Raw genomic sequence first — 26,856 nt, forward strand, 5'->3', positions numbered from 1 at the left:
TATGAATATTTCTAAATTTTTTATTGATCGGCCGATCTTTGCTGGTGTGTTATCAGTCTTGATTTTACTCGCCGGTCTCCTTTCGGTATTTCAGTTACCGATTTCTGAATATCCCGAGGTTGTTCCACCATCTGTGGTGGTACGTGCTCAATATCCGGGTGCAAACCCAAAAGTGATCGCTGAAACAGTTGCTTCTCCGCTCGAAGAATCAATCAACGGTGTCGAAGACATGCTGTATATGCAATCTCAAGCAAACAGCGACGGCAATTTAACCATTACGGTGAACTTTAAGCTCGGTATCGACCCAGACAAAGCACAACAACTGGTTCAAAACCGTGTGTCTCAGGCCATGCCCCGTTTACCTGAAGATGTACAGCGCTTAGGTGTCACGACTTTAAAAAGCTCACCTACTTTAACCATGGTAGTGCATCTGACCTCCCCAGATAATCGCTATGACATGACCTACTTACGTAACTACGCGGTGCTCAACGTAAAAGACCGTTTGGCACGTTTACAAGGTGTAGGTGAAGTCGGATTATTTGGTTCCGGTGACTACGCGATGCGCGTATGGCTTGACCCACAAAAAGTGGCACAGCGTAACCTCACAGCCACTGAAATTGTGAATGCCATTCGTGAACAAAACATTCAGGTTGCAGCAGGTACAATTGGTGCTTCGCCAAGTAATTCCCCTTTACAACTTTCAGTCAATGCTCAAGGTCGTTTAACTACTGAGCAAGAATTTGCAGATATTATTTTAAAAACTGCCCCTGATGGCGCGGTTACCCGATTGGGTGATGTTGCTCGTGTTGAACTTGCAGCCTCTCAATACGGCTTACGTTCATTACTTGATAACAAACAAGCAGTCGCAATTCCAATTTTCCAAGCTCCGGGTGCGAATGCTTTACAAGTTTCCGATCAAGTGCGTAGCACGATAAAGGAGCTTTCAAAAGATTTTCCATCTTCAATTAAATACGACATTGTTTATGACCCGACTCAATTCGTACGGGCCAGTATTAAAGCGGTCGTTCATACCCTACTTGAAGCAATTGCACTGGTTGTAGTGGTCGTTATTTTATTTTTACAAACATGGCGTGCCTCAATTATTCCATTGCTTGCTGTACCGGTTTCAATTATTGGTACATTTGCCCTTATGCTCGCTTTTGGTTACTCCATCAATGCACTTTCACTGTTCGGGATGGTACTTGCCATTGGTATTGTGGTCGATGACGCAATTGTGGTCGTCGAAAACGTCGAGAGGAATATTGAAGCTGGCTTAAATCCAAGGGAAGCGACTTACCGTGCCATGCGAGAAGTGAGCGGACCGATTATTGCCATTGCTTTAACACTTGTTGCCGTGTTCGTTCCACTTGCCTTTATGACAGGCTTAACTGGGCAATTCTATAAACAATTTGCCATGACCATTGCCATTTCAACAGTCATTTCGGCATTTAACTCACTTACCCTCTCTCCAGCTTTGGCAGCAATGTTACTTAAAGGTCATGATGCTAAACCGGATGCCTTAACACGTATTATGAATCGTGTATTCGGACGTTTCTTTGCACTGTTTAACCGTGTGTTTTCACGTGCTTCAGACCGTTATAGTCAAGGCGTCAGCCGTGTCATTTCCCATAAAGCTTCGGCAATGGGTGTCTATGCAGCACTCCTAGGTTTAACCGTTGGGATTTCCTATATTGTTCCGGGTGGCTTTGTTCCCGCGCAGGACAAACAATATTTGATTAGCTTTGCGCAGCTACCAAACGGCGCATCATTAGATCGTACCGAAGCAGTCATTCGTAAAATGAGTGATACTGCACTTAAACAACCTGGCGTGGAAAGTGCAGTTGCCTTTCCGGGCCTATCAATTAACGGTTTCACCAATAGCTCGAGTGCCGGTATTGTCTTTGTGACCTTAAAGCCATTCGATGAACGTAAGGCTAAAGACTTATCTGCAAATGCTATTGCAGGAGCGCTCAACCAGAAATATTCAGCTATTCAAGATGCCTATATCGCGGTTTTCCCACCACCACCAGTGATGGGCTTAGGTACTATGGGCGGCTTTAAACTCCAACTTGAAGACCGAGGCGCCTTAGGCTATTCAGCCTTGAATGATGCTGCACAAAATTTTATGAAAGCAGCACAATCAGCCCCCGAACTTGGCCCAATGTTCTCAAGTTATCAAATTAACGTACCTCAACTCAACGTAGATCTGGACCGTGTAAAAGCTAAACAGCAAGGCGTTGCTGTGACAGATGTTTTCAACACTATGCAGATTTATTTGGGTTCTCAGTACGTTAACGACTTTAACCGCTTTGGACGTGTTTATCAGGTTCGTGCACAAGCTGATGCGCCTTTCCGTGCTAACCCTGAAGATATTTTGCAACTTAAAACCCGTAATAGTGCCGGCCAAATGGTGCCATTATCTTCATTGGTAAATGTCACTCAAACCTATGGTCCTGAAATGGTCGTTCGTTATAACGGTTACACATCAGCAGATATTAACGGCGGACCTGCACCGGGCTATTCATCTAGCCAAGCTGAGGCTGCGGTTGAACGTATTGCTGCACAAACTCTGCCGCGTGGTATCAAGTTTGAATGGACAGATTTAACTTATCAAAAAATCTTGGCCGGTAATGCAGGACTTTGGGTATTCCCAATTAGCGTATTACTCGTGTTCTTGGTTTTAGCTGCTCAGTATGAAAGCTTAACCCTACCATTAGCAGTTATCTTAATTGTACCGATGGGAATCTTAGCGGCTCTGACAGGTGTCTGGCTGACTGCTGGAGATAACAACATCTTTACCCAAATCGGTCTAATGGTACTGGTCGGGCTAGCCTGTAAAAATGCCATTTTGATTGTCGAATTTGCGCGGGAACTTGAAATGCAAGGCGCGACTGCCTTTAAAGCAGCCGTTGAAGCAAGTCGTCTACGTTTACGGCCAATTTTAATGACCTCTATTGCATTTATTATGGGTGTCGTACCACTGGTGACTTCAACTGGCGCAGGTTCTGAAATGCGACATGCGATGGGTGTTGCCGTATTCTTCGGCATGATCGGTGTAACATTCTTTGGTTTATTCCTCACCCCGGCCTTTTACGTTCTGATTCGTACCCTCAACAGCAAACATAAATTGCATTCTGCGGCAGTTCATGAAGCGCCGTTAGCTAGCCCACACGATCATTAAGGAGGGCATTTGGTGATTACATCAAAACAAAACTGGTTGTTGTCCTCACTCATGGGAAGCCTGCTCCTTGCAGGCTGCTCATTAGCTCCAGAATATCAACCTGCAAAAGTTATAATGCCAGTCAAATTCAAAGAATCTGATCCAAAAATTGAAGATAATAACTGGAAGATTGCCCAACCTGCCGATCAACAAACTCGTGGTGAATGGTGGCGCATTTACAATGATGCTCAACTGAATGAACTTGAACAGCAAGCTATCGCAGGCAATCAGAACCTTAAAGCGGTGGCAGCCAATATTCAGGCTTCACGTGCACTACGTTCGGCAGCTCAAGCTGAGCGCTTACCAAGTATTGATGCCGGATTTGGGCCAACCCGCCAAAAGCCGTCTCCGGCTTCACTCGGTTTAGATGACAATGCACATACTTCGGCTCACACCTTATGGCGCGCTCAAGCCAATGTTTCATATGAGCTCGATTTATTTGGTCGTGTAGCAAGTAGTGTCAATGCAGCAACAGCAGATCTACAGCAACAAGAGGCTCTATATCAGTCGGCACTTTTAGCTCTACAAGCAGATGTTGCTCAAGGCTATTTTCTGATACGTCAACTTGATACCGAGCAAGCAATTTATAACCGAACAATCAAATTACTAGGTGAAACACGAGATTTAATGCAGCTTCGTTTTAAAAACGGACTGGTCAGTGAATTAGATGTTTCTCGTGCACAAACCGAACTTGCTACCGCACAAACCACTGCCCTAAATATTGCTCGTAACAGAGCCAGTGCAGAACATGCGCTTGCAGTCTTATTAGGAAAACCACCAGCGGACTTTAACTTGCCAGTTCAATCTTTAACTGCAAATAGTATCCGTTTCCCTGCCGGTTTGCCATCAACTTTACTTGAAAGAAGACCCGACATTGCGGCTGCAGAGCGTGCAATGGCAGCAGATAATGCACGTATTGGAATTGCTCGTGCAGCATTTTTCCCAAAACTCAGTCTTACAGGAGCTTTAGGTTATGAATCTTCAAGTTTAAGCGAGTTGGGTAAATGGTCGAGTCGGACTTTTTTACTAGGACCTGTCGCCGGTACTATTTTGTCGTTACCTTTATTTGATGGTGGACAACGTAAAGCAGGCGTTGCTCAAGCACGAGCAGCTTATGAAGAAAGCGTTGCGAATTATCGGCAAACTGTACTAAACGCATTTCGCGAAGTTGAAAATGGTTTATCCGATCAAAGAATTCTCGATCAGCAAATTCAGGCTCAAAACCAAGCACTCTCCTCTTCTCGTCATGCTAATCAACTTTCTCATTTACGTTATCGAGAAGGTGCGATTAACTATCTTGATGTCATTGATTCTGACCGAACTATTTTGCAACAAGAACAATTAGCAGCTCAGCTGAAAGGTAGCCAAATCATTGCAAGCATCAATTTAATCCGTGCTTTAGGGGGCGGTTGGAGTAGTTAATAAAAAAGCGCCTTACGGCGCTTTTTTTATATACACAAATTATTTTGCATATACAGGGAATTTTGCACAAACAGCTTCAACTTTTGCTTTTACATCAGCAATAACTTTTTCGTCACCTTTGCTGTCAATCACGTCAGCGATCCAACCAGCAAGTTCACGAACTTCAGCTTCACCAAAACCACGAGTTGTTACTGCCGGAGTACCGATACGGATACCAGAAGTCACAAATGGAGAACGTGGGTCATTTGGAACTGAGTTTTTGTTCACAGTAATGTGAGCAGCACCTAACCAAGCATCTGCATCTTTACCAGTTACGTCTTGTTTGATTAAAGATAACAAGAATAAGTGGTTGTCTGTACCACCAGAAACAACATCATAACCACGTGCGATGAATACTTCAGCCATCGCTTGAGCATTTTTCACAACTTGTTGTTGGTAAGTTTTAAAGTCATCAGACATTGCTTCTTTGAAGCAGATTGCTTTAGCAGCAATCGCATGCATTAATGGACCACCTTGGTTACCAGGGAATACAGCTGATTGAAGTTTTTTCTCGATTTCTTCATTCGCTTTCGCAAGGATTAAACCAGAACGTGGACCACGAAGTGTTTTGTGAGTTGTCGTTGTCGTTACGTCAGCAATTTGAACTGGGTTTGGATATACACCAGCAGCAACAAGACCAGCAACGTGAGCCATATCAACAAAAAGGTAAGCGCCAACTTTGTCCGCGATGTCACGGAAACGTTGCCAATCTACAACACGGCTATAAGCAGAGAAACCAGCAACGATCATACGTGGCTTGTGTTCTAACGCTAAACGTTCAACTTCTTCGTAATCGATCTCGCCAGTTTCAGCATTTAGTCCATACTGAACAGCGTTATACGTTTTACCAGAGAAGCTAACTTTTGCACCGTGAGTCAAGTGACCACCGTGAGCCAAGCTCATACCCAAAACTGTGTCGCCTGGGTTAAGAAGTGCTAAATACACAGCAGAGTTAGCTTGTGAACCAGCATGTGGTTGAACGTTTGCGTAATCAGCACCAAAAAGTTCTTTAGCACGGTCAATCGCCATTTGTTCAATAACATCTACATATTCGCAACCGCCATAATAGCGTTTGCCAGGATAACCTTCTGCGTATTTGTTCGTAAGTTTTGATCCTTGCGCTTCCATCACAGCAGGAGAGCAATAGTTTTCAGATGCAATTAACTCGATATGTGCTTCTTGACGCTCACCTTCAGAAGCAATTGCTTGAGCTAATTCTGGATCAAATTCAGAAATGGAAATATTGGCAAACATTAGCGGGGGTCCTATAAATTAGGGCTTTTAAGCCGTGCTAAGATTGCGGCATATTGTAGCATGAACTTTATAATTAAACAGAATCAAGTTAGCTCAGTTTTAAATAAAAATGGCTCAATTTTTATAAAAAATGAGCCATCAAATCTAAAATAATTTATAAACACTTAAAAAGCTTTTAATTAATAATTTTCCAAAGTTAAATTTAGCTTTTCATAGCAATAAAAAAACCTTAAATATCAAACACTCTTATTGAGCTGACAGCAAGTTTTGTACATTTCCAACAATGTTATCTACATTACTGCTCATTGCCGCTTCATGATCCCAATTACCCGTTACATAGCTATTAATTTTTGTACCGACGACAGTGGCATTAGATATCAAAATATCAGTAGCTACTTTCGGAACTGTTGTATCTGCTAGCCCCTGATAAATAATAATCGGTGTAGTGACTTTTGCCTGTAAAGGTTGAGAATCTTTATCTAAGAATGTTTTAACTAAAGGTACTGCCATAAAATTAGGTTGTGTACGCGTATATCCATCCAGTGTTCCATTATGCTCTGTAGCATACTTAGTCATACCTGCACCAAAGGCTTGCCCCAATGGCCCTGCACAAATTGTTTCCGCCTGCTGTGCAGTACTTGCTGTTTGTGAAGTAAATACTTGGGAATAATCAAAGCTTGGCTGTGTATTTCGAATGCCGGCTGTCACTAAAGCAGTATATGTATCAAGCTGCGCATACATTGAAATCTTTTTATCCACAGTTGCATTAGCAACAGCCTGTTCACCTGCAATTAAAATAAATCCTAGATTTGAAGCTGGTGCTACCGCTACTGTACCTTTATAGTCTAGCTGCGCACGGCTCGCATATTGTGCAGCGCCCAATGCAGCATGCCCACCTTGCGAATGTCCTACAGTAACCCACTTTTTCGAAGTTAATAAGTTCCGCTGTAATAAATAATTGCGTGTTGCTACTACTGCATCGGTAATTGAATAAGCTTCACTTTTAATATTTAAAAATGGATGTATACCTTGTGTACCTAATCCCTCATAATCTGGTGCAACCACCACATAACCCGCTGCAAGAAGTTTACTAATTAAATCTTTAGTACTGTCTGTTAATGCCGATTTACTAGGTGCACATGCATCTGCAACCCCTGTCGTACCATGTGCCCAAACCACAATTGGCCAACCGCCTGCTGGTGGTGGAGTAGTCGGTGTAAATACTAGACTTGTTGCCTGCACCTCTTGTCCACTTTGACCTAACATTTTATAAGTTAAAATACTACTTTCAGCAGCAACCGCTCCTAAGTTAGTACTTGTATAAGCATCGACCTTAACCACTGGATTTTGAATATTATTGGCTGGAGTACCCGATGGATCAGTAGTTGCTGGACTGTCATCGCTACTTCCATCTCCACATCCCGTCAATAGTAAACTTGTGCTAAGAACACTGGTCATGAACAATTTCATTTTCATTCGTATATCTTCCTTAAATTCAATTTTTGTTGTGCTTTAGTTTTTAATGAACATTTTAAATGTCTTACAAACAATTACGCCTAATCTTCATTTTTCGCAAGTGATATTTAATCAAAATGAACAGCGAGATTTTCTACTTTTCAACATAAATTGCATTTGATAGCTCATCTAGCCTTACTCTATGTTTTAAAGTAGATAGCCAACTGTTAAGATTGATGGTTACTTGTAATTGTTTAAAGGTTCAAAAGATGCAAGCCATTATTTTAGATACAGAAACTCATACACTAAATGGTTTGCCTATTGAAATTGCATACGCCCCTATTGAACTTAATGCAGGTAAACTCACTTTAGATAAAAGCAAATTGTTTGATCAGCTTTATCAGGTGGGAGCTCCGATCTCTTATGCTGCAATGGCTGTTCACCATATCTTAGAGTCCGACCTAGAAAATCAGCCTCACTATAAAACCTTTAAATTACCTGATAGCACAACTTATATTATTGGCCATAATATTGATTATGATATTGCCGCAATTGCTCGCTGTGGCGTCGATGTATCTCATATTAAACCGATTTGTACTTTGGCTTTAGCACGTAAAGCTTGGCCAGATGCCGAAGCTCATAATATTTCTGCACTCATTTATATGATTTCCCAAGGCAGCGGTAAAGCTCGAGAAATGCTGAAAGGTGCTCACCGTGCCGACGCTGACATTATTTTAACTGCCAATATTTTGATGCATATTATCTATCATTTAAATATTCAAGATATTGAAGAGCTTTACCAAGTTTCTGAAGAAGCCCGTATTCCGCATACGATTAATTTTGGTAAGCATAAAGGTACGGCAATTGCTGAACTGCCTAAAGATTATATTCAATGGCTTCTACGTCAAGACGAGCTCGATGTCTATTTACGCAAGGCATTAGAAAGCGCATTTTAATTTCCTTAAATAGATGATATTCATAAATTCTTCATCAAATTGTCATTTTTGAGTTTTATCTTTAACCCCATTTATATTTTATTAAGAACAGTACTGTTTGGTAGAGAAAAATCAAACAGGCTGCTTCATTTTTATATTGGGGAAATACAATGTCTGGTTTTTATCGAACCAATTTGGGAAGAGTTGCGCTTCAACAACGTAATATTACGTTAAATGCAAAACAAAGACGTTTACTTCTATTAATAGACCATGAAGATTTTCAAAGTCTCGATACTGAGTTTAAAAAGCGGATCGCCCCACCAGAACTGATACAACAGCTCATTGACTTAAAACTAATTGCACCTTCTAATGAAAATTATTCAGAGTTACCTGAACAAATATCTCCCCAAGAGTCATCTATAACAACTAAAGAAATACATCAAAAAAATGTTGATGAGAATAAAAGTAATGATTTAGTTGGAGAAATTCAGGTTCCTCAATCAACTTCTGCGCCTTCTTCAAATATTGAAAATAACCAACCACGCATTCCAGTTCAACAGCTATCTTTTGAAGAAATACAACTATTAATGAAACAAAGCTTAAGCCAATACTGTGGCCTTATGGCAAAGCCACTTATTCAAAAAATAGAGCAAATAAAAACACTTCAAGAACTTAAAATGTGCCAAATGCAATGGATTACCAGTTTGCAGGAATCACGCATTCCTCCTCATGAGCTAGCACATACGCTCCATTCTATTAATTATTCAATTCAGCTTATTCAGCAACGCATCTAAAATAGAACAAGCTGCTGTTTAATTAAGCATTAAACTCACTTGGTACGTATTTCGTGCTTTACCTACCGGTGTTTTTTTCCTATGATGTGCCCCACACATGTGCGCTCGTAGCTCAGTTGGATAGAGTACAGGTTTCCGAAGCCTGGGGTCGTGGGTTCGATCCCCGCCGGGCGCACCAATTTATATATAATAACTTCATAAATTTATCTCAATTTCATAAAATTCCGACTATTTTACTTGGTTTATTAATCATTATCGCTCAAAATATACCCCTCTTTCATAATGTGAGAATTTCATGACTGATGCTTTGGTTTTAAGAGATTTGTCCAAAACATATCGTAATGGTTTTCAGGCGTTAAAAGGTATTAACCTCACTGTGCCTGAAGGTGAATTTTATGCGTTGTTAGGCCCAAATGGTGCCGGCAAATCAACAACCATTGGTATTATCAGCTCCCTCACGAAAAAAACTTCCGGAACTGTTGAGATTTTTGGACATAATCTCGATACTCATCCATCCTTGGCAAAACAGCAGCTTGGCGTTGTACCCCAAGAATTTAACTTCGGGCAATTTGAAAAAGCATTCGATATTTTAGTTACCCAGGCTGGTTATTACGGTATTCATAAAAAGATTGCCGAGAAACGAGCGGAACATTATTTAGAAAAACTTGGCTTGTGGGAAAAACGTAATATACAAGCACGTATGCTGTCTGGTGGTATGAAACGTCGCCTAATGATCGCCCGCGCCATGATGCATGAACCTAAACTTCTTATTCTAGATGAGCCTACTGCGGGTGTAGATATTGAATTACGCCGTTCTATGTGGGATTTTCTAACCGAAATGAACGAAAACGGTACTTCTATTATTTTAACGACACATTATTTAGAAGAAGCAGAAATGTTGTGTCGTCAAATTGCCATCATTGACCGTGGTGTCATTAAAGAAGATACCAGCATGAAAAGTTTCCTAAACCAGCTGAGTGAAGAGTCTTTTATTTTTGATTTAGCAGAACCAATTGCCCCACTCCAGCTCAATATTATTGGTGTGAAGTTCAACTTAATTGATAGTAGTACTTTAGAAGTAACAATGGATAAAGCACATACATTAAATGACTTATTCCAACTTTTAGAGTCACAAGGTATTCGTGTTCGTAGTATGCGTAACAAATCGAATCGCCTTGAAGAGCTATTTGTCAAAATGGTCGAGAAAAATCTTGAAGGAGCGGCAAAATGAACTTTAACCAACTGCAAATTGCCCTCTGGACTTTAGTTCGTAAAGAAGTACGCCGTTTTCTTCGTATTTGGCCACAAACTTTATTACCACCTGCAATTACCATGAGCTTGTATTTTGTCATTTTTGGTAATTTGGTTGGCTCACGTATTGGGCAAATGGGTGGCGTGAGCTACATGCAGTTTATTGTACCTGGCTTAATCATGATGGCTGTTATTACGAACAGCTATGCTAACGTGTCTTCTAGTTTCTTCAGTGTTAAATTTCAAAAGAGTATTGAAGAACTCATCATGAGTCCCGTGCCCTTACATATTATTTTATGGGGCTACGTGATTGGTGGTATTTGTCGTGGTGTCTTGGTTGGTGCCATTGTTACTGCGATGAGCATGTTCTTTACCCATCTTTTTATACATAACTGGTTCGTAACTATATATACAGTATTAATTACATCCGTTTTATTTTCCTTAGGCGGCTTTATTAATGCAGTCTATGCAAAATCATTTGATGATATTTCTATTATTCCAACCTTTGTACTTACTCCACTCACCTATTTAGGTGGTGTGTTTTATGCCATTAGTGCACTTGGTCCTTTTTGGCAAAAACTTTCTTTAATTAATCCTATTGTGTATATGGTAAATGCTTTCCGTTTCGGCATTTTAGGTCATAGTGACGTGAACGTTACGTTCTCTTTAATCATTGTGACATTATGTTGTGTTGTACTTTATGGAATTGCCTACTATTTACTTGCTCGTGGTTCAGGAATGCGTGAATGAGTGTCGAACAGTCTTTATTGGGTAAAGAAACCCAATATCCAACTAGCTATCAACCCGATGTGTTATTTCCAATTGCACGTGCTCAATCTCGTGAAAAATATTCACATATTGAAGGTATCAACCAAGGTAAAGATTGGTGGCATGTTTTTGAAATATCTTGGTTAAACTCGCATGGTATTCCACAGGTTGCGATTGGCAGAATTACCCTGCCAGCTTCTTCACCAAATTTGATTGAATCAAAGTCATTAAAGCTATACTTCAATAGTCTTAACTTCACTCAGTTTGGCTCTAAAGAGTTATTTATTGAAACGGTTGAAAAAGATCTATCGTCTGCAGCTGGTGCAAAAGTTGAGCTAACGCTATTTCAAGTAGATGAACTTGATATTTCTAAACCACAAGGCATTTGTATTGATGATCTAACACCTGAACGTTTAGAACAACATCCCGATGCATCACTTTTAAAATTGGATGAGTCTGGTGAAGAAGTCGAAATTGAACTGTATTCTCATCTTTTGAGAAGTAACTGCCCAGTCACGGGACAGCCAGATTGGGGTACAGTTTTTATCCGTTTTAAGGGCAAAAAACCTTGTTATCGTAGTGTTTTAGCTTATATTATCTCGTACCGTCAGCATAACGGTTTCCACGAACAGTGTGTTGAGCAAATCTTTGCAGATATTTGGCAAAATTTGCGACCTGAAAAGCTGATGGTTTATGCAACTTATACTCGCCGCGGTGGACTTGATATCAATCCTTGCCGAGTATCGGATCTATCATGGATGCCAAAACCGATTCGATTGGCACGACAATAAAACGAATAATTTGAGGATACACCATGCCGTTTTTTGGTTTTACCCCTTCTGAAGGCTTATTGAACGATATACAGACTGGAATTGCGAATAAGAATTCCAGTGAACCGTTATATCCACTTCGAGACAAAATTGCTTTACAACTTAATGAGGAAATTATTGAAAATGTACTGACTCAGTTAGTACAACATTTCCCAGCGAGTGAAAAAAGAGATACTGCCGAAAAACTAGCTGGTTATGTCAAATCAACAGTTGCTGTGCTTTTAAAGCAATTACTGAGTAAAGCACCAAACGATGTTGTTAAACAATCCGTGGAATTTTCAGAGAAAAGCTTATTTAAAGACCCACAAGGTCAATATAAAGTTGGTGTAGCTTTAGATGCTGGTTTAGTGACTAATTTGAAGCATAATTTTGCCGAGCTTCAGGCAGGTAATGACATTAATAAAGCAGCCTTAGCAGAACTATATAAACAGTTTGGTGATGCTATGGTTAGACACTTTATGTCTGATTTTAATAAAACATTAGATTTAGGCATGATTAAGCGCAAAGCAGCTGATATTGGCGCAGCAGCTGTAACAAAAGCAGTCCACATTGCGATCGATAAACTTATACCAAGTTTAAATCGCACTGAACTAAAAGCGATGGCTGAATATCACGATAGTTTATTCTTTAACTAACAGAAAATAGACCATCGGAAACCTGGCGAGAGCCAGGTTTTTTTATTGCAAAATATTGATATACATTGCCATTAATCAGGTTTATGTTAGCATGCGCCAAGCACTGATTGACCTAGTTAAAGCCGCATGTCTCCTAGTCCACAATATAAATTTTTACGCCAAGCTCCTCGAGATGGTCTTAGTACTGCCATGCAACCATCGCGCTGGCAGCAACTTCATATTGACCCGTGGTTATGCCTATTTTTATTCCTAAATGCCCTATTAGGTTTAACGGTACTATATAGTGCATCTGCACAAGATGTAGGCTTAGTCAGTAAACAAGCCATGAGCTTTGGTATTGGCTTTTTAGTCATGATTAGTCTGGCTCAAATTCCCCCTAAGGTTTATCAAGCTTTTTCACCTTACTTTTATTTATTTGCACTATTTTCCTTAATTGGAGTTATGGTCTTTGGTGAAGTCCGCATGGGGGCTAAACGCTGGATCGATATTCCCGGTTTCGGGAGCGTGCAACCCAGTGAGTTCATGAAAATTGGCATGCCAATGATGATTTCATGGTTTTTAGCACGCAAACCACTTCCTCCAAGCTTTTCTCAAGTTGTTTTATCATTAATGTTAATTGGTGTTCCTTTCTTACTGATTGCAGAACAACCTGACTTAGGAACATCCCTACTCGTATTAGCAAGTGGTATTTTCGTACTATTTTTAAGTGGGTTATCTTGGCGCATGATCGGTGCCGCAGCAGCTTGTGCAGCTATTGTTATTCCAATTGCATGGGAATTTCTTTTACACGACTATCAGCGTCAACGGGTTCTAACGCTACTTGACCCAGAAGCAGATGCATTAGGAACAGGATGGAATATTATTCAGTCCAAAACAGCTATTGGTTCTGGTGGTTTCTCAGGTAAAGGTTTTCTTGAAGGTACACAATCACATTTACACTTTTTACCCGAAGGCCATACTGACTTTATTATTGCGGCTTATTCCGAAGAATTTGGCCTAATTGGCGTACTTATATTAGTTATTCTTTATTCGGCTATTATTTTTAGAACATTTCAGATTGGTTTACAGAGCTTTCATAACTACGGTCGTTTAGTTGCTGGTGCCTTTGGTTTGTCTTTTTTTGTTTATGTATTTGTAAACGCAGGAATGGTCAGTGGTATTTTACCTGTAGTGGGTGTTCCTTTACCTTTTATGAGTTATGGCGGTACCGCTATTATTACTTTAATGGCCACTTTTGGTTTAGTCATGTCTATTCATACACATCGATAATTTGGAATTTTAAAAAGATATGTTGTCTCAATCTATTAATAAAACTTTAAAAGCGCTTGCCTTGTGTACCGGCCTAGTGAGCACAAGTCATTTTGCTCAAGCCAATGATTTTGTAAATGATCCTAATTATTTAAATTTTAAACAAAAAGCCATGAATACTTATGGTTTAAGTAGTGTACAAGTAGATGCCGCGATGAGCGGTGCAAAAAATTTACCAAACATTATAAATATTATGACTCGTCCAGGAGAAAGTAAGCCTTGGTACGATTATCGCTCTATGTTTTTAGTTGAAGGGACTATTCAACGTGGTGTCCGGTTTAAAAATCAATATGCAGATGCGCTTAACCGAGCTGAACAGCAATTTGGTGTCTCTCAAGCTGTTATTTTGGGTATTTTAGGTGTTGAGACAGGATATGGGGCAAATAAAGGTTCTTTTATCACTCGTGACGCACTTGCAACATTAGCATTTGGTTACCCTCGCCGTGCTGATTATTTTAGTGATGAGTTAGCTGCTCTGATTGCATGGACTTACAAAGAAGGCTATCCAACCAATAGTATTGTTGGCTCTTATGCTGGAGCAATTGGCTATCCACAGTTTATGCCAAGTAATATCAGTAAGTATGGAGTAGATTTTGATGGTAATGGTCATATCGATCTTCGTAACTCTGCGGAAGATGCGATTGGTTCAATTGCAAATTACCTAGCAAAGCAAGGTTGGCAACGTGATCAGCCTATTGGTTTTATGGCTCGTTATGTAGGCTCAAATCCAGAAAGTATTATTGCTAAAGATCTCACTCAACCTACTCCGTATGGTGTGCTCAAAAATCAAGGAATTTCTCCATTAAACCCATTAGTTAAAATTGATGACTTAGATATGGTAAATGTTATTCAATTACAAGACTATAACGGTCCAATTTACTATTTAACCTATCCAAATTTTCAGGTAATTACGACCTATAACAAAAGTCGAATGTATGCGACTGCTGTATGGTTATTAGGCACAGAGGTAGCTAGCCGATAGGCTAGCTTTTTGATGAGTTTATGTAAAAGTCAATAAATATTTTTGTTAAATCGATCACAATACATACATTTTAAATACTTTGTTACATATTTGGTTATTTTTTAACCTAAAACTGTAAGTTTTTGCCCTTTTTGTAACTATTTCTCGTTAAAGACTAGACACTCTCCGTAAGCGATGAATATTATCCACCCCAATCAAGCAATTGCAAAAGTGAATAATTAGGCATGTTCACTTCAATTTTTAGCCTGTTGGCTAAAAGAAAAAGAGCATGTTCTCAGGAGTTTATATAAATGCAGTTATCGCTGAAATACATTCTTGCACTGACGGCTAGTTTAAGCATGGCCCCACTGCACGCTGAAATGATGCAATCATCATCATTAAACAGTGATGTAGATGGTCCAAATGCTAATTTAGCTGCACGTGTATTGAGTAAAGATACTCAAAGCTTTAATTCTCGTTTTTCTAACATTAACAGTCTTTCAATCACTGAACGTTCTGGCGATCAAATTCGTCGTCAAGCTATCGCAGCTAAAATTGAAATCCCTGAAGATGAGCCTTCAGTGATTGAAAAACTTAACACAGTAGCTTCAAATACTGTTCGTAAGTTTAGCCAAACTGGTATGGCATCTTGGTATGGTCGTCAATTTCATGGCCGTAAAACTGCAAGTGGTGAAACATTCGATATGAATGCACTTACTGCTGCTCACCGTAGTCTGCCATTGAACTGTTATATACGTGTTACAAATAAAGACAATGGTAAAAGTGTGGTAGTAAAAGTAAACGACCGTGGTCCATTCCATGCAAATCGTGTACTTGATTTATCATACGGTGCTGCAAAACGTCTTGGTATTACCAATGCTGGTACTGCAAAAGTAAGTATTGAACGTGTAGACGGTCCTACTTCATAAGCGATTACTCCTAGAGTTCATGGAAAAGCCACAAATTAATTTGTGGCTTTTTTATTTTTAGACCCAAAAATATAAAAATCATGCTAAAAATTTTGTTTTTTTACTCATTTTTTAATTACAAAATTGATTATTTTTTAACCCAAAAACACATCATTTTATTACTCATCCATTTTTGCTTATATTTTTTGATTAGAGCCATTTTAAAAAAATTCCGCTACCCTAGTACCACCGTAGTCCCAAAAAAGCTGTTTATAGCGTTTTAAAGCAAGTTGAGTTGAGCTTTTTTCTATTATTTTCCAACTTTTCATAAAAAAGTGGTTTTTATAAGGATTTCCCCACTTCAAAATCCAAAAATAAATAGTCTGATTTTTTAATCCAACTCTGCTGGCTTTTAAAATTGTTTTTTAATTTTTTCCCCCTGCTTTTCCCAGATGATCAGTCCTTAATTTTTAAGGTCACATGAATGTACGATAAGGAAGATTTTCGACTTTTCTTGTCTACATACATAACAACAGGATAAAATATAGACATAAAAAGAATGACTCAAAATTAGACATGGAGAACAAGGTCTATGAAATCTATTGCTGAATGGCTTGATGAATACAGTGTAAGCCATCAAAATCCAACGAATAAGAAAATTCATTGGGTATGCGTCCCAGCTATTTTGTTTTCTATTATCGGAATCATCGCCCACTTTAGTGCTTTGCTCACTGCTTTACTCATTGTACTGACTCTTATTTTCTATGCTCGACTCGATCTTGTACTTGCAGTAGCGATGGCTGCGCTTCTAGTTGTGATGGCTTGGCTCATTTATGCCCTACCTGTAGGTATAGGGTTTTATATTGCAATTTTTGTGATTGCTTGGGTTGGACAATTTTATGGACATAAAGTTGAAGGTAAAAAGCCCTCTTTCTTTAAAGATTTGCAATTTCTATTGATTGGCCCAGTTTGGTGTATGGATGCCTATCTTGGAAAAATATTGCCAAAGTGGAAAAGTCGGCAGAACAAATTGATTACTCAATAATTTTTAAAAAGCTGAATCTTTTAGATTCAGCTTAAGTTTACTGATTTATTAGAAAATTTATAAAATAGAAAAATGCTAGACTGAGTAGCACACTCGATAAGACTTTTTTTAAATAAAAAGCAATTACAATACAAAATATTGTCGCATATAAATATGGATTATCTAAAAGACCTCTTAGTTCATTTCCTTCAAAAAAAATTACTGGTATACAAATAGCAGTTAATAAGCAAGGCGCTGAATAGTTCAGCATTTTATTCATCAATACCGGTAATTTTACTTTTACATTGGGTTCCAAAAAATAATAACGATTAAAAAACACAATAGCCGCTAATCCTAAAATCATGAGCCATGACATCTTATTTTTCTCCTGTTCTATTTTCTGCAACAACCGCAATTAGCATTCCCAATAAACCGGAAATCAGAATGGCGCCTTCAACATGAAAAAATTTGAGAATAAAACCACTAAAACAAGTTGTTAAAACTCCGGCTATGACAGGTTTTTCCTTACACATAGGGATAATCATGGCCACAAAAATAGCAATAATCGAAAAATCTAAATGGTAGGACAATAAATCTGGAATCGCCGTAGCCAATAAAATTCCAACTAGACTAAAAATTACCCAGAATAAATAAAAACATATACCCGCCCCCAATAAATAATGAGGATGCCTTTTTTCGTTCGGAGCACTTAAGGCAAACAATTCATCTGTTAGTAAAAACCCTAAACTTAATCGTTTGGGCAAAGACAAAATAGAAATATCATTTCTTAAAGTTAATGCATAAATAAAATGTTGAGCAGTAAGAAAGAAAATCGTGATATAGATTGTTAATAATGAAGCACCCTCCATCATCATACTCAAACTGACCAATTGTGCAGCTCCAGCAAACACAATTCCTGACATTGCCAATGCTTTATAAAATGATAGACCTGCATGAATTGCCATTGAACCAGCCAAAATAGCCCACGGAATAACCGAAATAGACAATGGCAGTATATCCACCGCCCCTCGTAAAAAAAGATACGGAGGTCGGCTTTTAGAAAATCTAATAGATTGATTTAAAGGAGTATTCATCTCTAGACATCTATAATATTAAATATTTATAAATTTTCTTCTATGCAGGTTAACTTCTCTTGAACAAAATTGCGTTTAGAAATAAAAATAAATTTTAGAGATTAAGACTTGCTACATACTGGGTAGGTGTAACACCCATGGCCTTTTTAAAATGTCGGTTAAAATGACTTTGATCAGAAAATCCACATTGCTGTGCAACCATCACAGTTTGAACATTTTGCTTTAACAACTGTCTCGCTTTTTGCAAACGTGCCTGCACTAACCACGCATGAGGTGGCAAACCCACATGTTTTTTAAATTGTCTTAAAAAATGCCAAGCACTTAATCCCGCCATGTCAGCCAATTCCTGCAAAGAAAAATTCTTTTCAGGCATATCTGCCAACAAATCTTTAACTTTTAATATTTTCGAATAAGCTTCTGGTAATTCACAAAAAGTGTGCCGTGATTTACCGTGGCGCATCATTAAACATGCTAATGTGGATAGATACATGGTTTCTTTAAGCAAAAAATTGTCTTTTTGTTCTAATAAATCAAATAATAAACAAAGTTGTTGAGACAAACCCAAGTCCTGAATAACTGCTTGCGGAAACCAAGGTGCCCCATGGCCTTGCTCAAAAAAATCTTGGCTTACTTCAGCAAGCATTTCGGGTGTAGGATAGATTGCACGGTAACGCCAGCCCGATTCAACAGCAGATGAGCCTGTGTGAATTTCATCTGCATTCACCAAAATAATGTCGCCTTTAGGAGCGACATGTAATTGACCCGTCCTAAAAAAAGACTGTGCACCTTCTTCAATAACACCAATACAATATCCCTCATGGGTATGCTTTGAAAATTGCGTTTGATGGTAATGTGCTTTTAATAATTCTAAACCGCCCAACTCTCGCAAATGCAAGTAGTCAGCCTGTTCCCGGTGCATATATACATCTCATCTATTTATCTAAAAAAAACATAGCATGTTTTAAAAAGATGCATAGAACAAAATTGCTGTTAGATAGAAATGTATACTCTATTTCTATTGGTAAATATGCCCGTTATGTTTCAACCAACCATTTTCATGGCGGTTTTGTGGGTCATGATGCGTCCAATGCAATACACCACCTTTTTCGTTATATTCATACTCACCGTTAAATTCGACAATATCCCCTTTATGTAAATCGTCAATTTTTGGTGCTAAATCAATATTATGTGCGACCAAAATTGAAAGACCATTTTTTAATACAAGAATAAATTTCTGATGTTTTGTCCCATCATTATCTTCTCTTAAAATTGCTTTTACTCGACCACTTCCCTGCACTTGAACATTACTTTGTCTGCGGTCATAGGCAGCTTTTATAGTATCTATCCCATCATTTGAAAACGTAGTTTCAGTATGCTGAGTGGCAGGACTTGATGATGGCGATTGATTTTTCTTATGCCCAGATAAATCCAGACCGAAATATGCAGCGATCAATAAAACAATAATGCCGCCAATACTCAAATTTTTTTTATTTGTCATCTTTATATTCCGATTTCAACAGGGATAAAAAAAGCCCCATAGGGGCTTTTTTTGAAGATACGAATTACTTCGCAGCAGCTTGAGCAGCAGCAACTTCTTCAGCAAAGCTAAGTTCAGCTTTTTTCTCGATACCTTCACCAACTTCGAAACGTACGAAGTTAGCAACAGTTGTACCAGTTGCTTTTAATACGTCAGCAACTTTTTTCTCGTTGTCGATAACGTACATTTGACGGTCAAGAGCAACTTCGTTTAAGTATTTCTCAACAGAACCAGTTACCATTTTCTCAACGATGTTCGCTGGCTTACCAGATTCTAACGCTTTCGCTTCAGCAATTTCTTTCTCTTTAGCGATAAGGTCAGCAGGAACAGCTTCAGCGCTTACTGCTACTGGGTTGAATGCAGCAACGTGCATTGCGATACCTTTACCAGTGTCAGCATCACCAGTGTAAGAAACTACAACACCGATTTTTAAACCGTGTTTATAGATAGCCAAGTTTTCGCCTTCAACGATTTTCGCGCGACGAACTTGGATGTTTTCACCGATTTTTTGAACAAGCGCAATACGAGCTTCTTCAACTGATTGGCCATCAGCCAATTTTAATTCAGCGATTTTAGCAGCATCAGTTTCGCCAGCAGCTAAAGCAGCAGCAGCAACTGCGTGTGCAAAATTAGAGAAGTTTTCGTCTTTAGCAACGAAGTCAGTTTGACAGTTTACTTCAACTAAGATCGCTTTATTACCGTCTTGAACGATAGTGATTGCACCGTCAGCAGCAATGTTGCCAGCTTTTTTAGCAGCTTTAGCTTGACCAGATTTACGAAGGTTATCAATAGCAAGTTCGATGTCACCGTTCGCTTCTGTTAATGCTTTTTTGCATTCCATCATTGCAAGACCAGTACGGTCACGTAATTCTTTTACCATGCTTGCAGTAATTGCAGTCATGTTGATCTCCTAAAATCGGTAGAAAATAAATCTGTTCAACAAAAACGGCCCAAAGAAACTCTGGGCCGTTTGCACTCTCGACGCTTAATTTGCCACCATTACATGTCGCAAAAATGACAAGCCTGCGTCAAAACGCATTAAGCCTCAGAAGCGTCTTTCGCAGCGTCATCGCCTTTTGCTTGAGCGTTCGCTTGAGATTGAGCGTATTCTTTACCAGCAAGAATTGCATCAGCCATAGCTGAAGCATATAAAGTTACTGCACGGATCGCATCGTCGTTACCAGGAATAACGTAATCAACGTTATCTGGGTTAGAGTTTGTATCAACGATACCGATAACAGGAATACCTAAGTTCTTAGCTTCTTTAATTGCAATCGCTTCGTGATCAACGTCGATTACAAATAATGCGTCAGGTAAACCACCCATGTTTTTAACGCCGCCTAAAGAGCGCTCAAGTTTTTCCATCTCACGAGTACGTTCTAAAGCTTCACGTTTAGTAAGCTTAGCAAAAGTACCGTCTTGAGATTGAGTTTGAAGATCTTTTAAACGGTTGATAGATTGGCGAAGTGTTTTCCAGTTCGTCAACATACCACCTAACCAACGGTGGTCTACATATGGTTGACCAGCGCGTTGAGCTTGTTCACGGATGATGTTAGAAGCAGCACGTTTTGTACCAACGAACAAAACTTTGTTCTTTTTGCTTGCTAATTGGTTAGCGAAGTTCAAAGCATCATTTAACGCAGGAACAGTGTGCTCAAGGTTGATGATGTGAATTTTGTTGCGCGCGCCAAAAATGTATTGACGCATTTTTGGGTTCCAGAAACGAGTTTGGTGACCAAAGTGCGCACCTGCTTGAAGAAGGTCGCGCATGCTTACGTTGTAATCTGCCATTTTCTTTACCTTAAAAGTTGGGTTAGGCCTCCATATATCCGCATTCTCCACCTTTTTACGGGCACCCAGAGTAATGTGACGATATATGTGCGGATTTTTTACTCCACCTATCAAAATTCTTCGTAAAAGATATTCACGAAAAGCATTTGATAAAATGGGCGGCTATTTATACCATAGACGCTTGTAAATTACCAAAAGTTTTTAGAGATCATGAACAGTACTTATACAGCTCCACGTCGATTAATCAAAACTCCAGATGAAATTGAAAAAATGCGCATTGCAGGACGACTGGCGGCTGAAGTTCTAGAGATGATCAAGCCGTATATTAAGGCCGGTGTAAGCACCCTCGAACTTGATACGATTTGCCGTAATCATATTGAAAATGTACAACACGCTATTCCAGCCTGCGTAGGTTACGGCGGTGCTCCAGGACGCCCTGCTTTTCAACACTCTATCTGTACTTCGGTTAACCATGTTGTATGTCATGGTATTCCTTCTGAAAATAAAATCTTGAAAAACGGCGATATTCTTAATATTGATGTAACCGTGATCAAAGACGGTTATCACGGCGACACTAACATGATGTATATCGTGGGTGGTGAGACTTCTATTTTGGCAAACCGTTTATGTAAAGTTGCTCAAGAAGCAATGTATCGTGGAATGGCAACAGTTAGAGATGGTTCATATTTAGGTGATATTGGCCATGCCATCCAAAAATATGTCGAGTCAGAACGTTTTAGCGTAGTACGTGAATATTGTGGTCACGGTATCGGTACTGTCTTCCATGATGAACCTCAAGTATTGCACTATGGACAACCTGGTACAGGCATGCGTTTAGAAGCAGGTATGACTTTTACCATTGAACCTATGGTCAATGCGGGTGTTTGGCAGACTAAATTGCTTGGTGATAAATGGACTGTTGTAACTAAAGACCATAAACTTTCTGCTCAATATGAACATACTATTTTAGTGACTCAAACAGGGATTGAAGTGTTAACAGCTCGTCCTGAAGAAGACCTCTCACGTTTCAATTAATAGTTTAATCAGATTTAATAAAAGGCTACTTTATGTAGCCTTTTATTTTTTATTTTGTACTTTTTATTAATAAATCTTTCTAAATATAAACAAATATTTCAAAAACATTACAATTATTAATTTTTATTACACAATCATTTTGATAAAACGCGCTATGGTGGGCTCAATAAAAATCAGTAAACAAATGTCCGGACATGGAGTCCTTTATGATGAAAAAGTCATTATTTTGTATGACAGCTGCCTTTTTTGCTCTGCCTACAGTCACTTTCGCTGCTTCACCATATTTTAGTTTTAAAGATGGTGATGGTTTCAAGCGTTTTTCGGTTTCTGCTGGCTGGTTACATGCCATGCCACAAGGAAGCGCAAATCCAGTTAATATTAATACTAGTGTTGCAGAAGGAACTACTTCTAAAGTAGGTTCCGTATCAAAACAATCTGTTTTAAATGCGGCTGACCGAAGTTCCAATCCCCTCTTATACGATGCAATCAAAATTTTACCCACAGATACACTGCCTTCAATACTCACCGGAACAGCCACTGTAAATGGATTATCAAATTGGCAAAGTCAAGGTACGGGTTTAGAAGCAAAAGATGTCGACACGTTAGGGATCATGGCGAATTATAATTTTACAGATAATCTATCTCTAGAAATTAAAGCAGGTGTCCCTCCTAAAGTTGATATTCAAGGTAAAGGTAATATTTATGCACCATTATCAGGTTCAGCAAATACCACTCTTGGCACGATAGGTTTAAAAGAAGATATTCATATCACCGATCTCACTCAAGGTGGTAAAGCTGCTACCGCACGTGCTTGGTTACCTGCTGTAGAACTACACTATCAATTTGGTAAATCTGGGGTAAATAAATTCCGTCCATATGTAGGTGCCGGGGTCATGTATGCCTATTTTAATGAATTAAAAATGAATTCAGGGATTGAGTCAGATTTAATTAAAGCAGGCCATATGATTCAAAATATTCATGATGGTCAAGCTGGAGCAGCTTTAGATGGCAAAACATCTTCAGCTAACCCTATTGTGAAGTTAGAGGCAACTGATACTTTCGCACCTATTGTTACTGTTGGTGCGACTTATGATTTCAATCCAAACTGGTTTGCTGTAGGTTCCGTTTCTTATTCGAAAATGAATAATGAAGCAAAAATTTATGTTACTGACCAAAACACTGGTAAAGAACTTATCAAAGCAAACACCAAAATTGATATCGATCCACTAATTACATATGTTGGTGTAGGTTATCGTTTCTAATTTTTAAAAGCGTACAAGCTATAAAAGCTTTACTAAAGGTTTTTATAGCTTTTTTATTAAACAAATTAAAGCTGCTTCTTTTTAAACCAATATGCTAAAAAAATGAGCATTTCTTATTAAAAGAATCTCTCATCATTTTCCTCTTTCTTCCTATTTTCTTAATTTTGTTTTAGTCATTAATTTTTTTAATTTCTAACTAATTTAATAAAATTAAAAACTAAAGTTTTCCTCTTAGTAAAAATTATTTTTTGGCACGTCCTTTGCTTTATTACAACATGATGAATCAATGGCGATTCAATGGATAAACCAAGACGGCCAATGACGTCCGCTCTGATCGGTATGCATATAGACAATTCAATTTGTCATGCAAATTAAAATTTCGTTCAGTTCAGGGGGACGACGTATGTCTTCAAATATCAATCTAGATGCAAAAAAAGCAACTGAGATTAAATTATTTAGTTTCTCAACTCCAGCCATGCGTGCGTTCCATATGTCTTGGCTCGCATTTTTTGTGTGTTTTTTCGCATGGTTTGCATGTGCTCCACTAATGCCTGTTATTAAAGGCGAATTTGGCTTAACAAAAGATCAAATTGCCAATATTAATATTGCCGCCGTTGCGATTACGATTTTAGTACGACTCGCTGTTGGGCCACTTTGTGATAAATATGGTCCACGAATTACCTATACAGCCCTACTCTTACTCGGCAGTATTCCAGTATTTGGTGTCGCTGCTGCTAACAGTTATGAATCTTTTCTATTCTTCCGCTTGCTGATTGGTGCAATTGGCGCAAGCTTTGTCATTACGCAATATCATACAAGTATTATGTTTGCGCCTAACGTTGTAGGCACAGCAAATGCAGCAGCGGCTGGTTGGGGCAATGCTGGTGGCGGTGCAACTCAAGCGTTAATGCCTTTATTACTCGGTGCAATTGTCATGTTTGGTGTCGAACAAACTATGGGTTGGCGCATTGCTCTCATCGTACCTGGTGTAATGATGGTGATTGTGGGAGTCCTTTACTGGAAACTAACTCAAGATTGCCCTCAAGGAAATTTTAAAGAGGTTCGCGCACAAGGTATTGAAGTTGGCAGTGGTAAAAAAGGCGGTATGGCAATTTTAATGCAAGCTGCTCGTAACTACCGCGTCTGGATTTTATTTCTGACTTATGGCGCATGCTTTGGTATCGAAATTTTTATCCATAACGTGGCAGCGATGTACTATGTTGATCAGTTCAAAATGGATTTAAAAACTGCGGGCTTAACGGCCGGAATATTTGGCCTTCTCGCATTATTCGCACGGGCATTGGGAGGCATTATTTCAGATAAAGTCGCACTTAAAAAAGGACTAGACGGACGCACTAAGGTACTGGTACTCATGATTTTAGGCGAAGGTTTATTTTTGATTCTTTTCTCTCAAATGAACGGTGTCACTCTCGCTATTCTTTCAATGACTATCTTTGCACTATTTACTCACATGGCCTGCGGCGCAACGTATGCATTGGTACCATTTATTGATCGCAATGCATTAGGCGGTGTTGCTGGAATTATTGGTGCAGGTGGGAATGCTGGAGCAGTAGCAGCTGGTTTCTTGTTAAAAGGTGTACTTGATGTTCAAACTTGTCTCTTTATTTTAGGTGGACTGGTTATGGTTGCAGGTTGTAGCGTAATTTTGATTCGCTTCACAACCGAGCATAAAGAAAAGGAAAAAGTACTTTTTGAACAAGCTCTACTTGAACGTAATTCCGCAGCTTAATTTTCATAATAAGCAGAAATTAAAATGATTTCTGCTTATTTACTTTTTATAGCGTCACATACCTCTTTCAAGCTTTTTAATTCTTCTTAAATATTTTTATAGATATATCGATATTATTCGATATATCTTTTACAATGATTCATCACATTCTTATAACTTTACACTCACAATGACTAAAACAAGCAACCAGTTTTCTCAATCACTCATTTATATGCTCATTGGTAGTGCCATTATTTTGGCTCTTTCATTAGGTGTACGTCATGGTTTCGGACTTTATCTGGTCCCAATGAGCCATGATTTTGGTTGGGGTCAGCATGTTTTTAGTCTCGCAATTGCTATGCAAAACCTAATTTGGGGAGCTGTGCAGCCTTTTACCGGTGCAATCGCAGACAAATATGGCAGTAAAGTTGTGGTTGCTGTCGGCGGATTACTTTATGCCCTTGGTTTACTCTTAATGGCTTTTAGCTCAAGTGTACTCATTTTGAATTTGAGCCTAGGTCTTATTATTGGTTTAGCTTTATCAGCCACTTCATTCACAGTATTACTTAGCGCAGTAGGCCGAGCTGCTCCACCAGAAAAAAGAAGTATGGCAATGGGCATTGCCAGTGCAGCTGGTTCTTTTGGCCAATTTATTATGCTGCCTTCCACCCTTCTCTTACTTAAAACAGTGGGATGGTCGTCAGCTTTAATAGTAAGTGCGCTGTTAATCGCTCTTATCATTCCTCTAGCATGGATGTTAAAAGGGCCAAGCAACCAAGCCCCCAAAGCAATTGCTCAACCTCAGCTCACCTTTAAACAAGTACTGAATATTGCTAGAAAACATAAGCCGTTCTGGTGGTTAGCTTTAGGTTTTTTAGTGTGTGGATTCCAGGTTGTTTTCTTAGGTGTCCACCTACCAGGCTATTTAATCGATCACGGCTTTGATGCAGCCACAGGTACAGTATTTCTTGCTTTGGTCGGGTTGTTTAATATTGTGGGAACTTACGGTGCAGGTTGGTTGGGAGACCGTTTCTCGAAACCTAAATTATTAATGGCACTTTACGGAAGCCGTGGCATCGCAATCATTGCCTTTCTATTATTACCTTTAAGCACTTATACGGTCTATGCTTTTGGCATCATCATGGGACTTCTATGGCTCTCTACAGTTCCGCTTACAAACGGCATTGTGGCAAATATGTTTGGTGTTAAATATCTTTCAATGCTGAGCGGAATCGTGTTTTTCACCCATCAAGTTGGTTCTTTCTTTGGCGGTTGGCTTGGTGGTGTTAACCATGACTTAACAGGTAATTACAATGCGATTTGGCTCTGCTCTATTGCATTGAGTATATTAGGGGTAATCGTACATTTCTTTGTAAATGAGGAGGCTGTTATTCATGACGCATAATGCCTTACTTTTGAAAACAATTATGACTTTCTTCATTGCCGCTCTTCTGGTTCTTTCTATCGTATTATGGAAGCAGACACCTGATTTATTTGAATATTTTAATCAAGCATTTTGTCCACACTAAATAGATGAGACACGAAAATCACTCTGTAGATTGTCATAAAAATATAAAAATCGTATGGTCTAATGAAAATAAAAA

Annotated in this window: 24 protein-coding genes, 1 tRNA gene and 1 pseudogene; 18 read left to right on the plus strand and 8 right to left on the minus strand. The window is 39.0% G+C overall.

Translation table 11 applies throughout. The features are described 5' to 3' along the window. Position 1 precedes the first annotated feature (1 nt). A complete protein-coding gene (gene adeG / locus ABLC00_RS12765; protein WP_033846056.1) occupies positions 2–3,181 on the plus strand; it encodes a multidrug efflux RND transporter permease subunit AdeG in 3,180 nt (1,059 codons plus the stop codon). Positions 3,182–3,193: 12 nt separating this feature from the next. After that, on the plus strand, positions 3,194–4,642 hold the full coding sequence (adeH, locus tag ABLC00_RS12770; RefSeq protein WP_004886187.1) for a multidrug efflux RND transporter outer membrane subunit AdeH: 1,449 nt from the start codon (positions 3,194–3,196) through the stop codon (positions 4,640–4,642). Positions 4,643–4,681: 39 nt separating this feature from the next. On the opposite strand, the gene glyA is transcribed toward adeH, so the two are convergent. Further along, positions 4,682–5,935, minus strand: coding sequence for a serine hydroxymethyltransferase (gene glyA / locus ABLC00_RS12775; protein WP_002049224.1), 1,254 nt, complete (start codon positions 5,933–5,935; stop codon positions 4,682–4,684). Between the two features lie 60 nt (positions 5,936–5,995). Between glyA and ABLC00_RS12780 the strand changes: the two are divergent. Beyond that, a pseudogene (locus ABLC00_RS12780) lies at positions 5,996–6,073 on the plus strand (hypothetical protein); the annotation flags it as partial. 108 nt (positions 6,074–6,181) lie between these two features. Here the strand turns inward: ABLC00_RS12780 and ABLC00_RS12785 are convergent. Next, on the minus strand, positions 6,182–7,411 hold the full coding sequence (locus tag ABLC00_RS12785; RefSeq protein WP_004886184.1) for an alpha/beta fold hydrolase: 1,230 nt from the start codon (positions 7,409–7,411) through the stop codon (positions 6,182–6,184). Between the two features lie 248 nt (positions 7,412–7,659). On the opposite strand from ABLC00_RS12785, the gene ABLC00_RS12790 reads away from it, so the two are divergent. The 11 genes from ABLC00_RS12790 (at position 7,660) to ABLC00_RS12840 (ending at position 16,825) form a co-directional block, all read left to right on the plus strand. After that, complete coding sequence (locus tag ABLC00_RS12790) at positions 7,660–8,346, plus strand: 3'-5' exonuclease (RefSeq protein WP_004707798.1); 687 nt, start codon at positions 7,660–7,662, stop codon at positions 8,344–8,346. Positions 8,347–8,495: 149 nt separating this feature from the next. Then, on the plus strand, positions 8,496–9,119 hold the full coding sequence (locus ABLC00_RS12795; protein WP_004886182.1) for a hypothetical protein: 624 nt from the start codon (positions 8,496–8,498) through the stop codon (positions 9,117–9,119). A 101-nt stretch (positions 9,120–9,220) separates the two neighbouring features. Further along, positions 9,221–9,297: transfer RNA gene (locus tag ABLC00_RS12800), tRNA-Arg, on the plus strand. 117 nt (positions 9,298–9,414) lie between these two features. Continuing rightward, positions 9,415–10,350: an ABC transporter ATP-binding protein gene (locus ABLC00_RS12805; RefSeq protein WP_033846057.1), complete on the plus strand. Its 936-nt coding sequence runs from the start codon at positions 9,415–9,417 to the stop codon at positions 10,348–10,350. Continuing rightward, positions 10,347–11,120 (plus strand): ABC transporter permease, encoded by a 774-nt coding sequence (locus ABLC00_RS12810; RefSeq protein ID WP_002052782.1) that lies wholly within the window; start codon positions 10,347–10,349, stop codon positions 11,118–11,120. The genes ABLC00_RS12805 and ABLC00_RS12810 overlap by 4 nt, the downstream gene beginning before the upstream one ends. Then, complete coding sequence (gene queF / locus ABLC00_RS12815; RefSeq protein WP_004707772.1) at positions 11,117–11,929, plus strand: NADPH-dependent 7-cyano-7-deazaguanine reductase QueF; 813 nt, start codon at positions 11,117–11,119, stop codon at positions 11,927–11,929. Before ABLC00_RS12810 ends, queF begins: the two co-directional genes overlap by 4 nt. A 23-nt stretch (positions 11,930–11,952) precedes the next feature. After that, positions 11,953–12,603, plus strand: a complete 651-nt coding sequence (locus ABLC00_RS12820) for a hypothetical protein (protein WP_002052502.1) — start codon at positions 11,953–11,955, stop codon at positions 12,601–12,603. A 126-nt stretch (positions 12,604–12,729) separates the two neighbouring features. After that, entirely contained in the window at positions 12,730–13,872 is a 1,143-nt protein-coding gene (gene rodA, locus ABLC00_RS12825; RefSeq protein WP_004707770.1) for a rod shape-determining protein RodA, read from the plus strand. Between the two features lie 19 nt (positions 13,873–13,891). Then, positions 13,892–14,893, plus strand: a complete 1,002-nt coding sequence (mltB, locus tag ABLC00_RS12830; protein WP_004886176.1) for a lytic murein transglycosylase B — start codon at positions 13,892–13,894, stop codon at positions 14,891–14,893. A gap of 290 nt (positions 14,894–15,183) precedes the next feature. Then, positions 15,184–15,801, plus strand: a complete 618-nt coding sequence (locus ABLC00_RS12835; RefSeq protein ID WP_002052473.1) for a septal ring lytic transglycosylase RlpA family protein — start codon at positions 15,184–15,186, stop codon at positions 15,799–15,801. Positions 15,802–16,372: 571 nt separating this feature from the next. Continuing rightward, positions 16,373–16,825: an Mpo1-like protein gene (locus ABLC00_RS12840; RefSeq protein WP_348941025.1), complete on the plus strand. Its 453-nt coding sequence runs from the start codon at positions 16,373–16,375 to the stop codon at positions 16,823–16,825. A gap of 37 nt (positions 16,826–16,862) precedes the next feature. On the opposite strand, the gene ABLC00_RS12845 is transcribed toward ABLC00_RS12840, so the two are convergent. The 6 genes from ABLC00_RS12845 to rpsB all read right to left on the minus strand — a co-directional run bounded on the left by ABLC00_RS12845 (position 16,863) and on the right by rpsB (position 21,226). Next, on the minus strand, positions 16,863–17,180 hold the full coding sequence (locus tag ABLC00_RS12845) for an AzlD domain-containing protein (RefSeq protein WP_004886172.1): 318 nt from the start codon (positions 17,178–17,180) through the stop codon (positions 16,863–16,865). A 1-nt stretch (position 17,181) separates the two neighbouring features. Beyond that, positions 17,182–17,898 (minus strand): AzlC family ABC transporter permease, encoded by a 717-nt coding sequence (locus ABLC00_RS12850; RefSeq protein WP_004886170.1) that lies wholly within the window; start codon positions 17,896–17,898, stop codon positions 17,182–17,184. 94 nt (positions 17,899–17,992) lie between these two features. Beyond that, positions 17,993–18,817: an AraC family transcriptional regulator gene (locus ABLC00_RS12855; protein WP_004886168.1), complete on the minus strand. Its 825-nt coding sequence runs from the start codon at positions 18,815–18,817 to the stop codon at positions 17,993–17,995. A gap of 96 nt (positions 18,818–18,913) precedes the next feature. After that, positions 18,914–19,396, minus strand: a complete 483-nt coding sequence (locus ABLC00_RS12860) for a DUF3465 domain-containing protein (RefSeq protein WP_004886166.1) — start codon at positions 19,394–19,396, stop codon at positions 18,914–18,916. 64 nt (positions 19,397–19,460) lie between these two features. Beyond that, complete coding sequence (gene tsf, locus ABLC00_RS12865) at positions 19,461–20,336, minus strand: translation elongation factor Ts (protein WP_002052897.1); 876 nt, start codon at positions 20,334–20,336, stop codon at positions 19,461–19,463. A gap of 137 nt (positions 20,337–20,473) precedes the next feature. Continuing rightward, entirely contained in the window at positions 20,474–21,226 is a 753-nt protein-coding gene (gene rpsB, locus ABLC00_RS12870) for a 30S ribosomal protein S2 (RefSeq protein WP_001982118.1), read from the minus strand. 210 nt (positions 21,227–21,436) lie between these two features. Here rpsB and map point away from each other — a divergent pair, with 210 nt between their 5' ends. From map to ABLC00_RS12890, 4 genes are all read left to right on the plus strand, one after another. After that, positions 21,437–22,261 (plus strand): type I methionyl aminopeptidase, encoded by an 825-nt coding sequence (gene map, locus ABLC00_RS12875; protein WP_004707758.1) that lies wholly within the window; start codon positions 21,437–21,439, stop codon positions 22,259–22,261. 206 nt (positions 22,262–22,467) lie between these two features. After that, on the plus strand, positions 22,468–23,523 hold the full coding sequence (locus tag ABLC00_RS12880) for an OmpW family protein (protein ID WP_004886163.1): 1,056 nt from the start codon (positions 22,468–22,470) through the stop codon (positions 23,521–23,523). A 403-nt stretch (positions 23,524–23,926) separates the two neighbouring features. Next, positions 23,927–25,273 (plus strand): MFS transporter, encoded by a 1,347-nt coding sequence (locus ABLC00_RS12885; protein WP_033846058.1) that lies wholly within the window; start codon positions 23,927–23,929, stop codon positions 25,271–25,273. A 169-nt stretch (positions 25,274–25,442) separates the two neighbouring features. Next, positions 25,443–26,657, plus strand: coding sequence for an MFS transporter (locus tag ABLC00_RS12890; RefSeq protein WP_006581671.1), 1,215 nt, complete (start codon positions 25,443–25,445; stop codon positions 26,655–26,657). Positions 26,658–26,856 lie beyond the last annotated feature (199 nt).

This window comes from Acinetobacter nosocomialis, from assembly GCF_041021905.1.
GTDB lineage: Bacteria > Pseudomonadota > Gammaproteobacteria > Pseudomonadales > Moraxellaceae > Acinetobacter > Acinetobacter nosocomialis.